The 14,489-nt window shown below is 56.9% G+C and carries 13 protein-coding genes and 1 other annotated feature; of the genes, 2 read left to right on the top strand and 11 right to left on the bottom strand.

The genetic code is table 11. The annotated features are described in order from the left end of the window. Nucleotides 1-32: 32 nt before the first annotated feature. Nucleotides 33-881 (bottom strand): prephenate dehydratase, encoded by an 849-nt coding sequence (gene pheA, locus FYJ78_RS11905; RefSeq protein ID WP_154621611.1) that lies wholly within the window; start codon nucleotides 879-881, stop codon nucleotides 33-35. Nucleotides 882-915: 34 nt separating this feature from the next. Next, nucleotides 916-1,157 (bottom strand) — a binding site (T-box leader). A 94-nt stretch (nucleotides 1,158-1,251) separates the two neighbouring features. After that, nucleotides 1,252-1,911 carry a 3'-5' exonuclease gene (locus FYJ78_RS11900; protein ID WP_154621610.1) on the bottom strand — a complete coding sequence of 220 codons (660 nt, stop codon included), beginning with the start codon at nucleotides 1,909-1,911 and terminating at the stop codon, nucleotides 1,252-1,254. Between the two features lie 151 nt (nucleotides 1,912-2,062). Here FYJ78_RS11900 and FYJ78_RS11895 point away from each other — a divergent pair, with 151 nt between their 5' ends. Further along, nucleotides 2,063-2,701, top strand: coding sequence for an HAD family hydrolase (locus tag FYJ78_RS11895; protein ID WP_154621609.1), 639 nt, complete (start codon nucleotides 2,063-2,065; stop codon nucleotides 2,699-2,701). Nucleotides 2,702-2,830: 129 nt separating this feature from the next. On the opposite strand, the gene FYJ78_RS11890 is transcribed toward FYJ78_RS11895, so the two are convergent. From FYJ78_RS11890 to FYJ78_RS11880, 3 genes are all read right to left on the bottom strand, one after another. Continuing rightward, nucleotides 2,831-3,625, bottom strand: coding sequence for a hypothetical protein (locus tag FYJ78_RS11890; protein WP_154621608.1), 795 nt, complete (start codon nucleotides 3,623-3,625; stop codon nucleotides 2,831-2,833). An 89-nt stretch (nucleotides 3,626-3,714) separates the two neighbouring features. Then, on the bottom strand, nucleotides 3,715-4,845 hold the full coding sequence (locus tag FYJ78_RS11885; protein ID WP_154621607.1) for a hypothetical protein: 1,131 nt from the start codon (nucleotides 4,843-4,845) through the stop codon (nucleotides 3,715-3,717). Nucleotides 4,846-4,975: 130 nt separating this feature from the next. Then, a complete protein-coding gene (locus tag FYJ78_RS11880; protein WP_154621606.1) occupies nucleotides 4,976-5,887 on the bottom strand; it encodes a 5'-nucleotidase, lipoprotein e(P4) family in 912 nt (303 codons plus the stop codon). A 535-nt stretch (nucleotides 5,888-6,422) separates the two neighbouring features. Here FYJ78_RS11880 and FYJ78_RS11875 point away from each other — a divergent pair. Further along, nucleotides 6,423-8,255 (top strand): DUF8508 domain-containing protein, encoded by a 1,833-nt coding sequence (locus tag FYJ78_RS11875; RefSeq protein WP_154621605.1) that lies wholly within the window; start codon nucleotides 6,423-6,425, stop codon nucleotides 8,253-8,255. A gap of 733 nt (nucleotides 8,256-8,988) precedes the next feature. Here the strand turns inward: FYJ78_RS11875 and FYJ78_RS11870 are convergent. The 6 genes from FYJ78_RS11870 to rpmE form a co-directional block, all read right to left on the bottom strand. After that, the gene (locus tag FYJ78_RS11870) at nucleotides 8,989-9,666 is read right to left on the bottom strand and encodes a hypothetical protein (RefSeq protein ID WP_154621604.1); all 678 of its coding nucleotides are present in this window, start codon (nucleotides 9,664-9,666) and stop codon (nucleotides 8,989-8,991) included. A gap of 139 nt (nucleotides 9,667-9,805) precedes the next feature. Continuing rightward, nucleotides 9,806-10,867 carry an L-threonylcarbamoyladenylate synthase gene (locus tag FYJ78_RS11865; protein WP_154621603.1) on the bottom strand — a complete coding sequence of 354 codons (1,062 nt, stop codon included), beginning with the start codon at nucleotides 10,865-10,867 and terminating at the stop codon, nucleotides 9,806-9,808. A 60-nt stretch (nucleotides 10,868-10,927) separates the two neighbouring features. After that, the gene (gene prmC / locus FYJ78_RS11860; RefSeq protein WP_154621602.1) at nucleotides 10,928-11,821 is read right to left on the bottom strand and encodes a peptide chain release factor N(5)-glutamine methyltransferase; all 894 of its coding nucleotides are present in this window, start codon (nucleotides 11,819-11,821) and stop codon (nucleotides 10,928-10,930) included. Nucleotides 11,822-11,824: 3 nt separating this feature from the next. Next, nucleotides 11,825-12,892, bottom strand: coding sequence for a peptide chain release factor 1 (gene prfA / locus FYJ78_RS11855; protein WP_154621601.1), 1,068 nt, complete (start codon nucleotides 12,890-12,892; stop codon nucleotides 11,825-11,827). Nucleotides 12,893-12,918: 26 nt separating this feature from the next. Continuing rightward, the gene (locus FYJ78_RS11850) at nucleotides 12,919-13,830 is read right to left on the bottom strand and encodes a DUF1385 domain-containing protein (RefSeq protein ID WP_154621642.1); all 912 of its coding nucleotides are present in this window, start codon (nucleotides 13,828-13,830) and stop codon (nucleotides 12,919-12,921) included. Between the two features lie 134 nt (nucleotides 13,831-13,964). Then, a complete protein-coding gene (gene rpmE / locus FYJ78_RS11845) occupies nucleotides 13,965-14,165 on the bottom strand; it encodes a 50S ribosomal protein L31 (RefSeq protein WP_154621641.1) in 201 nt (66 codons plus the stop codon). Nucleotides 14,166-14,489 lie beyond the last annotated feature (324 nt).

Raw genomic sequence — 14,489 nt, 5'->3', positions numbered from 1 at the left:
AAAAATACCATGCTTCACGTCGATAACCGGGGTTAAGATACCGTCAAGACAGGAAAAACGCCCAGATTTTTCAGCCAGATGCTCTTTTCTGCCACCGCCTGTATGGACTCCTGCAGGAGCCGCTCGTCCGGCGTATATTCCAGATCAAAAAAGAAAATATAGTCGCCGAGCTCCGTGCGGGCCGGACGGGACTCGATGCGGGTAAGATTGATGCCGCGCTGCGCAAATTCCTTGAGTACCTCGTACAGCGCACCAGCTTTCCGCCCGTTGATCTGACAGATAATCAGCACCTTTTCCTTCGGCAGGGCCTGCTCCGCCGACCCCCGGCGGCTGACCTGAAAGAACCGCGTGCAGTTCGCCATATTGTCCTGTATCTCCGCCGCGACGGTCCGAAGCCCCGTCAGCGCTCCGGCCCGCTCGGTGCAGATCGCCGCCCAGCCCGAGGAGGCCGGCTCCGCCGCCACCAGCTCGGCGGCCCGCGCCGTGCTGCTCGTCTTGATGATCTCCGCCCGGGGATAATGCGACTGAATATACGCCCGGCACTGGGAAATCGGCTGTGGATGCGAATAGATGCGGCGAATCTCCGCCGCGCCGCACTTCGCCATCAGCTGATTATGCACCGGCCAAATCAGCTCGCGGAGCACGCAGAGCGACTTGCTTCGCGCAAGCATATCCAGCGTGATATGGATCGCCCCTTCCAGCGAATTTTCCACGGGGACCAGCGCCGTATCGAGTACCCCGTCCTCCACCTCCTGCAGGCAGTCGAACAGATCCGGCACCGTGACCAGCTCGCAGGACTCCGGCAATCGTCCGTTCAGATACGACGCCGCCGCCTCACTGTGCGTCCCCCGCGGCCCCAGGACCCCCATCGTCTTCGGCATATATTTTCCTCCTCACTCAAAAAGCCCCGTCCTCTGAAAGGACGGGGCTATGCTCGCGGTACCACCTTACTGTCCCCCGGCGGAGGACGCTCTATGCCTGTCGTGACAGGCTCCTTCGGATAACGGTCAAGGCTCCGGCGCCACCTACCGGACCACCGTCCGCTCAGCGGGCAACTCCCAGGTGAACTTCACCATCCCCGTCCTCACCGGCTCACAGCCCCCCGGCTCTCTGAAAAGGACCTCGGCATGACTACTTTTCCTGTTCATCGTCATGTGTTTTGAAATTGCTACTATCATAACACGGTATCGGATGCAATGCAAGCATTATTTTCCCATGTTACAAATTTGTTTCTTCCAAGAGGATTGTTGTTCACTCTTCCTGCTTCCATTTCAACAGATCGGGACAGAGATCGCCGATTGAGCTGGACAAATCCTCCTGCGGCTGCAGGATGTCCAGCACCGGCTGCATCGTCGCGCGGAATTTGGCATCATCCTGCATCAGCACGAGAATCGCACTCGTATTGATCGCATCATCCAGCGCCGTATGCTGCGTCCCCTCAAACTGATGATCCATCGCCCCGAGCGCATGCTTGAGCGCCAGACTGTTGTGCAGGCCCAGCCGATCGTCAAACTCCTGCTGCAGATCCACCCAGCGCTCTTCCAGCCAGCCCACATCAAACGACGGCATCTTATAGCGGCATTCCTTCTTGAGCTGCTTGATATCCGACATGCTCCAAGAATAAATGCGCGTCTCCGCACCGCCTACCCAGTCCACAAAGCGCCGGAAGCAGTCCGCATAATGATCCCTGCCCGCCACCATGGCCTGCGTGATGCCCGTCAGACTCGTGATATGCTTCCGGATCGGCCCGTACTCCGGCTCCACATAGCACTGAAACGTCGCCTCCTGCCGGAACGACGCATCCAGCCGGACCGCGCCGAACTCGATCACTTCCTCATTCATCCTGCGCCGCACCTCGCGGAACATCCGGTCCACCGGATTCATCTCCAAATCTACTACTACATAATTCATGCCAAAATCCCCGCGCTTTCTTTCCGAATGTTTTCTTTCTTATCTTATTTATTCTACGTGATTCGCGCCCTTTCTTCAATAGAAATCCCGCCGATTCTATGCTATCATAACAATCAGCGACAAAAAACGACCAGAAAGAAAGGAACCGCACATGAAATCCTACCGTCTTTATCTCTTCGACTTCGACTATACCCTCGTCAACTCCGAAGCGGCGATACTAAAATGCTTCCATATCACACTCGAAAAGACCGGCCTGCCGCCTCGCAGCGACGACGAGATTCGCCGGACGATCGGACTGCCCATGCTCGACGCCATCAAGCGCATCATCCATTCCTCCGACGACGCGCTGGCCCGCCGCTTTCTTGCGGTCTACAAAAAAGAAGCCGACCGCTACATGACGGCCGGCACATATTTCTACCCCGACACCGTCGGCACCCTGCAGACCCTGCGCGCCCACGGCGCAAAAATCGGCATCATATCCAGCAAAACGCGCAGCCGCATCGAGGAAACCTTTCAGGGAGACAGCGCCGGACTCGTCGACCGCATCATCGGCAGCGAAGACGTCGCCGCGCACAAACCAGACCCCGAAGGAATCAAAAAGGCGCTCGACTGGTTCGCCGTCCCGGCCAGCGAAACGCTGTACACCGGCGACAGCTACGTCGACGCCGGAGCCGCGCAAAACGCCGGCGTCGACTTTGCCGCCGTCACCACCGGAACGACCGGAACCGAAACCTTTCAGTCCTACCCTCATGTAGCCATCCTCCCCCGTCTCAGCGGCCTGCTGCCCTGACGGCAAGACATCCTCTCCCCATCATCACGCAAAGAACAAGCCCCGGGCATGGCGCGCAAAGCGCCGTCCCGGGGCTTGTCTGGGGATGTAGGTTTTTTTTAAGGGGGGTAAATAAACGGCAAACGCCGGTTATTTCGCTGCGGTCACATAGTGAACCGCTTCATCATTATTAATCTTCTTGCCGCAGTACTTCATGAGCGCGCGGAAGAACGTCGCCGAGCGGTTGACGCGCTGGATGGCCTCCTCGTGCGTCAGCTCGCGGTTTTCCTTGCGCATGACCTGCGCCAGATCATAAGACTCATTCGCGATCTTGAGCATGTAGTCGATGATCTGATCCTCATTCTCGAACTTCACACTGTCGTCGACCGTCATCTCTTTCGTGATGAGCGGCACTGCGTCGACATCCCATTTCACATCGCTACGGTTCAGTGTCTGGTCGACGTTCAGATGATGCTTGCGGTTGAAGTCGTCATAGACCGACATATGCAGCGGCATCGAAAGGTCGCCGCAGTAATGGCCGAGGATGGCGTAATTGTAATCATCAAAGCGGCCCATCTCCGTCCATGCCTTGGACTTGCGGACGGCATTGATGATACCGCCGAGAATCCAGCCGTCCGGCGCATCGTCGCGGCTCATGCCAATCAGTTCCAGCTGCTCCTCGACATCCTTGCGCGTCGGCGGCTTGCTGGCATCGAAGAAGTGGCCCTGACCGTCGTTTTTCTTGAGCTTATTGATAGCCGATACTGTCTTGGAAACGTCCGGTGCGCAGGCATTCTGATAGCTCGAAAGACCTGCCGCACGCTCAATCGCCATATGCGTCTGATCCGTCCATGCCTGCGCCGTAATCGGAGCGACGGTAATCGTCCCAAACGAAGCCAGCATAGCCGGGATAATCAAAAGTTTCGATTTCTTACCGAATTTCATTCTAATCGTTCCTCCAATTCACCCAGCACCAACTCAGGGAACCTCACAGCTCCCCGAATCTTGATGCTGATGTATTGTATAATTGTGGATTATTTGAATTTGTAGTTGGCAGATACAACGAAGATGTTGCTGTACTGACCTTTGTAGTTGCCATATTTTTTATCGTTGTAAGTGGACGTACCTTTATCCTTCATACGACCATAAACGAAGTCAATGGAAAGGCCCTTTTTGACAACCATACCGTAGTCTAAACGCAGACCTTTTTTATCATCATAGAACGTGTTGTTATGTACGTAAGTACCATCAGCACCAAGATCCTGCCAGCGAACAGCAAAGGCATGAGTACCAACTTTCTGGTTTGGCAGGCCAGAACCAAAGTCATTGGTAGGACCCGTATAAATTTCTGCATACCAGGCCTGACGTTCCTGGTTACGTTTTACCAGATTCGTTCCGTTGATGTTGCGGCCAGCCTGATTGCGTGCCCACTCGCCAACAATCGTCCAACCATGCATTTTAACTTTGCCACCAAAATCAATAAAGCTGCTATGATTTTTGATACCCTTCTCAGTGAGTTTCTCACCACGCAGATACGTTGCATTCAGTTGCGTAGCTTTAGAAGTTGCCTGCGTCCACTGTGCAGACCAAACGCGGTTACCGCCGCCACCATTATTTGGTTTATTGTAATTAGTGTTTACAGGATTCGTATCACCATAAGTCAGCTGTACGCAACGCGGATCGTACCAGTTACCCCAGGATACCTGAGCACCCGTCAGATTACCCGTGGAGTTGTAGACCATGCTCTGACCAAGAGTCATACCCTTTTTACCAAGGATGTAGTGCAGATCATTTTTTCTGTCATGATACTGCAGATAGGACTGGTCGAAATACGCACCCGTCTTATTCGTGTTGCCCGCAAAATCACCGGCAGCATCATAGTTGCTGTGCAAACGAGCATGCATGCTGAGGTCTTTGTCTACATAGTAGTTGAAGACAACACGCGTATAGTTATTCCAGCCTTTTCCCTGACGGGTGTTATCCGTGCGAGTCATACCATAGTAGTTATGAGCCGTATCATGATAATAAGACGTTACACCGTTGACTTCCAGTTTGAACTTATCAGAAATCTCTGCGCTAGCGGAACTCGGTGCTACCATGTTTACGCCGGCCGTAGTACCCATCATCAGAGCAAGGGCAAGGGAAAGTTTTGCAGATTTCTTCATGATTATTTCTCCTATCTCTCTATTCTTCACACATCATATGCTCCGGGGTGAAGCCTTTTCGCTTCTGCCGTCCCCCTCTTCCGGCCCTCCGGGCCACCTTCCCCCCAAGGGGAAGGCGTTGTTGGAGAGCTTACTTCTGCTCGTTGCCCGGTTTCGTGTTCGGGTCCTGAGCGGTTTTTACCGGACGCCAGGTGCGCAGGGATTTCTGACGAACTTCGCTCTTCTGCTCATTCGTGAGGCCCCAGTACGAACCGAATTTGCCGTCTTTCTTCAGAGCCGGTTCCCAGTCGCCGTAGGTCGGGTTCGGGAATACGATGAAGCGCTTGCCGAACTCGGCTTTGTGCTGATCGACGAGCGCGTTGCGCTCTTCCTGCCCCTTGTGATACGTGCCGATAGGGAGGTCGCCGGCGTTGTCGCCCATGAATACAACGACGTCATAGTCTTTCATGACCTGATCGAAGCGGACCTGCTTGTTGCTCGTATCCGTCTTGAAGATCATGTGCTTGCGGTCTGCCTGCGGGAAGCCGATGGCCTTGAAGTTCCGCATGGAGCCTTCGAGATGATCTTTGACGTTGCGGTTCGACGCGTAGAAGATTTCGACGCCGAGCTTGTCGACAGCCTGCAGATACTCCGCCGCGCCCGGCATCGCACGCGCTACGCCGGCATCGCACCATTCTTTCCAGGTCTTGCTGCTGTAGCTGTTGCCCGTGCCGATCAGTCCGGCTTCAAAGGCGCTGTTGTCGAGGACCGTCTCATCGGCATCGAGGACGATAGCCAGCGGCTTGTCGCCTTTCTTGTGATGCGCGACAGCCTTCACGACCTGATCGAGAGCGACATTGTACGCCTGATAGCAAAGCTCGCGGTACTCGGCCGAGTTCTGCATCCAGGCTGCCGCCATAATCATCTCGTCGTTGAGGTCCTTCTGCGTGTAGGTCTGGGCCGCCGGTTCCGCCGCATAGCCCGGCGTCAGCGGGGCAGCGAGGAAGGAGACGCTCATGGCCGCAGCGATCAGCAGACTCTTCTTCTTGCTCAAAAACATCATAAACACATTCCCCCTAAACAACTCCCTGAACCCTCGACATCATCCAACGATGTGTGAATAGTTGCTTGTTTAAACAATCGTTCCCATGACAGGTCCTGCCGCTGCGGCAGTTTCCTTGTTCCCTGTCCGTATGACAGGAGCCTGTCCCGGTATGCTCTTGTTCGCCTTCGTGTTTCGTCGTGATTGTTGAATCTGTTTCGAAGTTTCAGACGATTTATCGCTTACAGGTCTTAGATTATCATAATTCATCAGGGCAAAAAAGGTCATGTGTCCTGATTAGTTCAGGTTCCTTTACCATTATTTCATATTTTTTTCAGGTTTTACCTCTTTTTCACCAAAACTTTACCCGGCAAAGCAGCGCGCATCGTTTCGCTTTTGCCCCCGTCCTGTCGGGCTTTCCTGCCCTTTTTTTGACAGTACGACAAAACAAGGAATTCCGCCGCGAAAAAAAGAGTCATGTGTCCTTGTCCGTTTTGCGCGTTTTCTACTAAAATGATATAAAACAATAAGCATTCGTCAGAAAGGTGGTTTTTTTATGCGAAAGAAACATGTCTGGCTGCGGGCAGGTCTGGCTGCCATGATGCTGACCGGCGCGGGGCTTTGGAGTACGGCGCCGCTTCCATGGAGTCCGGGGCATGCGCTGGCCGCACAGCAGCAGACCGTTCTGCATATCGGCGATATTCAGGGCGCCTCGCATCAGTCTCCTTACGCCGGCAAAAAAGTCCGGGATGTGCGCGGCGTCGTCACATTCCGGCAGAGCGAGAGTGTGTTTTTCATTCAGGACAGCGGCGATGGCCGGGACGAGACATCGGACGGCATCATGGTTTATGCGCCGAATACCAGCGCGGGCGTCGGCGATCTGGTATCCGTGGACGGCGAAGTGACCGAGTATTACGGGCCGGGCTATCGGAATAAGGAAGAAACCGATCTGACGGTCACGGAGATTCGCGCCAGCAAGGTGCGCCAGCTCGGCAAGGGTGAGCTGCCCGCGCCCGTCGTTCTCGATCAGGACCGGAAAATCCCGCGCAAGGTCATCGACAGCGACGGCATGACGGTGTTCAATCCGGATCATGATGCGCTGGATTTCTGGGAATCGCTCGAAGGGATGCGCGTCACGGTCCGTCAGCCGAAGATTCTCGGCCCCCAGCGCTACGGGGAGATTTTCGTCGTCCCCGCTTCGCATGAAGGCCCGTTCAATCACTCCGGCGGCCTTTCGATCACAGCCGACGATATGCACCCGGAACATATCTGCCTCGCGCTGCAGGACGCCAATGCCAAGAGCTTCGTGACCAAGGCCGGCGACCGGCTGGACGGCGAGGTGACGGGCGTCGTTTCTTACGGCTTCGGCATTTATAAGGTGCTGACCCGCATGAATCAGCTTCCCGCGCTCGTCGACGGCGGATTGAAGCCCGAGGCCACGACCATCGTCCCGGATCCGGAGAAGCTGCTCGTGGCTTCCTACAATATTGAAAACTTCTCGGCGAATCCTTCCCGCACCTCCGACAGCAAGGTTCGCCGTCTGGCGCAGTCCATCGCAAACGATCTGAAGCTGCCGGACATCATCACGGTGCTGGAGCTGCAGGACAACGACGGGCCGGTTGACAGCGGGAACACGGACGCGTCAAAAAGCGCGGCGCGGCTCATCGACGCCATCCGGGAGGTTTCGGGTACCCGCTACGAGTGCGTCAATATCAATCCGAACGATAACGAGGACGGCGGCCAGCCCGGCGCGAATATCCGGGTCGCGTATTTCTATCGCCCGGACCGCGTCCAGCTCAAGCCCGGCACGGCTGGAACCGCCAATGCGGCCAACGGATGGAAAAACGGACAGCTCACGCTGAATCCGGGGCGCGTCGATCCGAAGAATCCTCTCTTTGACCACACGCGCAAATCTCTGGCGGCTGCGTTCACGTTCAGGGGAAAAGACATCATGATGATCGCCAATCATCTGAACTCTAAAATCGGCGACGACAGTCTCTACGGGAAGCATCAGCCGGTCGTCCTGCGCTCGGAAAAGAAGCGGCTGCAGCTGGCCGCCGATATCCGGAAGTTCGTCGACGAGGGGCTGGCGCAGAACCCCCGGATGAACCTTCTGCTGACCGGCGACTTCAACGACTTCGAGTTTTCCCCGGTCATCCGCACGCTGGAAGGAAACAATATGACCAGCGTCATCCACGGCTACGATCCGGGCGACTGCTACGCGTACTTCTATCAGGGCAATGATCAGATTCTCGATAACATCCTGGTCAGCGATGCGCTCAAGGGACACTATCAGTTCGACATCGTCCACGTCAACTCCTCGTTCATGGAAGAACACGGCCGCGTCAGCGACCACGACCCGCTGCTCATCCAGCTGGAACTGCAATAAAAAACGAAAAAATGGCGCTGCTTGAAACAATTTGTCAAGCAGCGCCATTTTTCGTAGTAACCATGCCTATGTTCACACACCTGCCTTTGACGCTGAACTATGCTTATGGTATACTCATGCAGAGGATGAACACGGATTTCCCGTATTCACATTGATGATTTACAATGATGGTCGAAGTAAGTCTGGTCGAGCTTCCCAACTCTTTATCAAAGCTCCAAAGGGTGATGTGTCATTACCCTTTATTATACCGTGAAATATCAGCTTTTGCTGTACGCTATTGGAACTTTTGTTCTAGTGCCTATCCTTTCCGGCTTCTGGTCGGAATTCGGCAAAGACTTGTATACTTGGCTAAAAGCTAAGTTTCTTGGATAATTTCTTCGGTTTATACCAGACCAGAGTTCGCAGCAAGCATGAAAAAAGGCCGCCCTTGCCGAGGCGGCCAGATCATGAACTCTGCTGACCATCAGATTGCCGTCTGATAGGCCATTTGCTTGGTATGAACCATCCAAATTCCCGAATTGGAAGGCGTTGGGCGACCATCATTGTGGTTCGTCCTCTTCTTATGCTTTATTATAGCATCCCCTGAGGATAAGTCAAGATCAACACTGCAGCGAACTTCCCCAGTGTCCCTTAGCATCGGATAAAGGTGAGCCCCTGAAAACTTCGGTCGGTTTTCAGGGGCTTTTTCAGCGGCGAGCTTTCCCCGCCGTTTTTTACGGTGCAGAGGAACTGTTCATTTCAGCCGGATGACGCCGGGCTGTTCGATTTTCCAATGATGATCCTGCTGATGGAACAGAGCCGGTAGGCGAACCTGAATGCTGCGGTATTCGCCCTGTTCATAATTTGAGGCGAAGGTTTCCTTCATGCCGCCTTTGTTGTGCAGATTTGCGCCGTACGGAATCAGCGGATTGGGCACTATGGCATAGGCTCCGGCCTGCTCCGGAATGGGCCATGCCCAGAGCGTACTCGTCGGCAGCTGATCGACTTCGCTGAATTTCGGGCCGTTTCGCCCCCCTGCGTCTTCCTGCGCCGCGGGATTTACGCAGACCAGCAGGCTCAGTCCATACGCGCGGAGGAAGGCTTCGCAGGCCTCTTCGGCCTTCGGCACGTTCATGCTGATCGCCAGACTGTTGTAATCGTCGATAAAATCCTGCCAGACAGGCCGCTCTTTCTCCGACTCTCCGGCTGCCGGCGCCGCCTGCAGCTGCAGGCCGGCCAGATTGGACTGCAGCACCTTGACGTCCTGACGAAGCCTGCGCAGCTCCTGTTCCAATGTGTCGATCTTATCGAGCCGGCTCCTGCTGCTGAGGAGCGCCGACCAGCTGTAGGAGGCGGCGACCAGCGACAGCACGCCCAGTACGACGGCCAGCACCAGCAGTACGCCCGATGCCAGTGGGGAGAATAATGCCATGACCATTCATCCTTTCCATATATCCGCATATCCGCCGGAAAACAGGGAGCAGAGATGTCCTGTTTCCCGGCTTCAACGTGTGTATACGACCATTATACGACAGTCCGGCCGCGAAATCCTGCCTGCACCGGAGGATTTCTCAGGCATGTATCGTGCGGAATCCGCTTGCCTTGTGCAGGCGGTTCATGATGGCCAGCCCCAGTCCCGTCCCGACGGTGCCTTCGCCCAGAAGGACGTCCGCGGGCTTGTCGTCGAAGCTGCGCAGCGCCTCGTAAAGATTCGCCGCAATGGCCGGAAGATCGCCCTGATGGCCATAGTCTGCCGCAAGCTCTGCGGGGATCAGTCCGCCAAGCTCCTGCAGCACCTCCCGGCTGGCCACGATGCCGACGCGGCGTCCTTCGGCGCGGAGCCGCTGAATCTCACAGGCAAAGGCCTGTCCCATGCGGGACGGCTCGCCTTCGATCAAGGTCATCGGCGCTTTCGGCGCATAATGCGTGTACTTCATGCCCGGCGCTTTTGGCACGGTTTTGGCGCCGACCAGCGCAGGGTCCAGCCCGACCTGTCCTTTGCCCAGCAGCTCTTCCAGCATTTCGCGCGTGACCGCGCCGGGACGCAGAATGACCGCCCGCTCGCCCGTGCAGTCCACGATGGTAGACTCCACGCCGAACCGGCAGGGGCCCCCGTCGAGAATCAAGGGGATGCGCCCGTCCATATCGCGGGCCGTCGCCTGCGCCGTCGTCGGGCTCGGACGGCCCGAAAGATTCGCCGAGGGCGCTGCGACCGGCACGCCGGCCGCCCGGATCATCGCCCGGGCAATGTCGTTTTCGGGGATGCGGACGCCGACCGTATCCAGCCCGCCCGTGATGCGGTCGGGAACCAGCCGGCTGCGGCGCAGGATCAATGTGATCGGGCCGGGGCAGAACGCCGCCATGAGCTGCTCGGCAAGCTCCGGAACCTCCGCGGCAATCGAATCGACCATATCGCGTCCGGCTGCATGAAGAATCAGCGGATTGTCCGAGGGGCGCCCTTTCGCCGCATAGATGCCAGCGCAGGCTTCTCCGTCCAGCCCGTTGGCGCCCAGCCCATAGACGGTTTCCGTCGGGAAGGCGACCAGCCCGCCCCGGCGCAGAATCTCACCGGCCTGCTGCAGCTCTGCGTCCTGCTTCTTCACATCATCGATTTTCACTATCTTCGTCTGCATAATATCCTCCCAGAGTACGGCCGGCCCTGCCTCCCGGCTCCCGGTCCCCGCGTCCGCGCGTCACTGCCGCCAGGCGACGACGACGCGCTCAATCCCCGCATAATCCCTGAGCACCTCGGTCCGGACGATGAGCGGGTCAGCCCCGGCCAGCGCCGCGACATGCTCCGCCTGATGAACGCCGACCTCAACCGCGAGGAACCCGCCGTCCAAAAGCATGGACGGCGCCTCGCGGCAAAGCCGCCGGTAAAAGTCCAGTCCGTCCTCTCCTCCGGCCAGCGCCATCCGCGGCTCCCGGCAACGGACCTCGGGCGCCAGTGACGCGATCTCCGCGTCGGGGATATACGGGGGATTGGACAGAATCGCCGCATAACGCCTGCCCCGCAGCGGGGTCAGCAGATCGCCGGTATAAAAGGTGACGCGGTCTGCCAGCTCAAACGAAGCCGCGTTCTCCTCGGCCACTGCGCGCGCCGCAGGGCTGATGTCGACCGTGTCCGCTTCCGTGCGCTCCATATGGTTCAGCACCGAAAGGCAGACCGCGCCCGAGCCCGTGCCGATGTCGGCGAAGCGGAGGACTTCGTCCGGTGTCCGGCTCTTCGCGCGGATCATGCCGAGGCGGTCCAGCGCGGCCTGCACGAGAATCTCCGTATCTGGACGCGGAACCAATGTGTCGGACGTGACATGAAAGGACAGGCCCATAAAATCCTTTTCGCCCAGAATATAGGCGACCGGCACATGGTCCGCACGCCGGCGGATCATCCCGCGATAGGCGGCCAGTTCATCCGGCTGCAGCGGCTCGTCAAAGTGAACGTAAAGATAGATGCGCGGCCGGTCCAGCACATGGGCCAGCAGAACCTCCGCATCCAGCCGCGGGGATTCGATGCCCTTCTGCCGGAAATACGTTTCGGTCCATTTCAATATGCGGCCGACCGTCCATATCGGATTGTTTTCTGCCATACACTACTCCACCTGCTTCAAGCGCTCCGCCTGATCGGCGGTGATCAGGGCATTCAAAAGCTCATCCAGCTCCCCGTTGAGAATGTCGTCGATCCGGTGCAGGGTAAGCCCGATCCGGTGATCCGTAACCCGTCCCTGCGGGAAGTTGTAGGTGCGGATGCGCTCGCTGCGGTCCCCCGAACCGACCTGACTGCGCCGGTCAGCGGCTACCGCCTGCTCCTGCTCCTGACGCGCCCGGTCCAGAATGCGCGCGCGAAGCACCTTCATCGCCTTTTCCTTGTTTTTGAGCTGGGATTTCTCGTCCTGGCACTGCACGACGATGCCCGTCGGCAGATGCGTGATGCGGATTGCGGTCTCCGTCCGGTTTACATACTGCCCGCCGGCGCCCGACGCGCAGTATGTATCGATGCGCAGATCATTCGGGGCAATATCGACCTCGACTTCCTCCGCCTCCGGCAGCACGGCCACCGTGACCGCCGAAGTATGGATGCGGCCGCCCGACTCCGTCACCGGCACGCGCTGAACCCGGTGCGTGCCGCTTTCATATTTCAGCCGACTGTATGCGCCAAAGCCCGACACCATAAAGGAAATCTCCTTGTAGCCGCCGATTTCCGTCATATTCGCGCTGATCAGCTCGGTCTTCCAGCCCTGCTTTTCGGCATATCGCGAATACATGCGGAAGAGGTCGGCGGCAAAGAGCGCGGCCTCCTCGCCGCCGACGCCGCCGCGTATCTCCACGATGACATTCTTATCATCATTCGGATCTTTCGGCAGAAGCAGGATCGGAAGCTCCCGGTCGAGCGCTTCCTTCTGCTGCATGAGCTCCGCCAGCTCCGCCTCGACCAGCCCGCGCATCTCATCGTCGAGCGGTTCGTCGAACATCGCCTTATCCTCGCGAATCTCCGCCACAACCTTTTTGTAAAAGCGGAACTTCTCCACGATCGGCGACAGGCCCGCATGTTCCTTGTTGTAGTGCTGCCAGCGGTCGATGTCCTGTATCGTCGCGGGATCGCTGATGAGCGATTCCAGCTCCAGATATTTATCCTCTACTGCTTGGAGTTTCTCCAGCAAAACATTCACCTCTCTGCGGTTTCCTTTTACGGCACAGCGATTTCGTCCGCCTGCTCCGCCGTCCTGCGGTATTCGCCGCTGCCCGCAACGATTTCCTCCTCCGGCAGGACGGCTTTTAATGATTCAATCGCCACCTCGACCATCTCATCCTCCGGCGGGCGCGTCGTCAGATACTGCAGCCACAGCCCCGGACGGACCGCAGCCTGCACCAGACGATTGTCACTGCGTCCGGCGAAGCGAATGATCTCATAGGAAATCCCCGCTACCACCGGCAGCAGCAAAATACGGCTCGCAATGCGCTCCGCCAGGGACGGCCAGCCCAAAAAGGCAAAGACGAAAATGGACACCAGCATGACGATGAGCAAAAAATTCGTCCCGCAGCGCGGATGCAGGCGCGAAAACCGCTGCACGTTCTCCACGGTCAGCGGCAGCCCGGCCTCGTAGCAGTGAATCGTCTTGTGCTCCGCCCCATGATACTGAAACACGCGCCGGATGTCCTTCATGCGGGAGATGCCCCAGATATAGGCAAGAAAAATCGCCAGACGAAGGAACCCTTCCATCAAATTCAGAAAAAAGGGATCCTCGGTCACGACATGAAACAGCTTTGCCGCTCCTGTCGGAATCGCGATAAACAAAACGCTGGCCAGTACCAGCGCAAAGACAATCGTCCCCGCCAGTTCCCGGTCCGAAAGCTGCTCCTCTTCCTCTCCGGCCATCTTCGCCGAATAAGAAAGCGAGCGCATCCCGATCACCAGCGACTCGACCAGCGAAACGCTGCCGCGCAGCATCGGTTTTTTCAAAACAGGAAACCGGTCGCTGATCGAATGCACCGGCTTTTTTTCCAACTGTATTGCGCCCTGCGGATCGCGCACCGCCGTAGCCGTCAGCCCGGGGCCGCGCATCATGACGCCTTCTATGACGGCCTGGCCGCCAACCATTAATCGCTCGCTCACCGTTCTTCCCCCTCATGTGGGATTTCCACCTGCTGCAATATTATGAATTGCCTTCTAAATGCCTTCTATATGAAATAAAGCAGAGCAAATCGCTCTGCTCTGCTTTACCGCTCGCCGCATTATTTTTTGCCATAACGCTTGTTGAACTTCTCAATCCGGCCGCCTGCCTGAACGTCGCGCTGACGTCCCGTGAAGAACGGATGGCATTTGGAGCAGACATCGACGCGAAGCTCTTTCTGCGTGGACCCCGTCTTGAACGTATTGCCGCAGCCGCAGGTCACAGTAGCCTCATAGTAATCCGGATGGATTCCCTGCTTCATTCTATACACCTCGCTTTCCCCCCAAGAAACTGGGAATTGATACAAGCCCGCTATGCGCAGGCTTGGTTTAGACCTAGCTCCCCGTCGGGGTAAAGCCAGTCATGTTTGACTTGGAAACAGACGTCAGTACGTCCATTACCGGTCTATTATATCACGCTGTCTGCCGTCATGCAAGGAAAATCAATGATTCTTTGCCGTCCCCGAATTGCAATAATAAGTTGAACACCCGGCGAACCTTTATGCAGTAAGTGCTGCAAGCATTTCTTCCCTAAAGCACTCCTCGGGTGTCTTATAGCCGAGTATTTTTCTTGGCAGGGTGTTGGC

The sequence above is a fragment of the Wylensekiella montiformis genome, from assembly GCF_009697385.1.
GTDB classification, from domain to species: domain Bacteria; phylum Bacillota; class Negativicutes; order Selenomonadales; family Selenomonadaceae; genus Selenomonas_A; species Selenomonas_A montiformis.
Note: the sequence above shows the minus strand (reverse complement) of the source record. Positions and strands in the feature narration are given on the sequence as shown.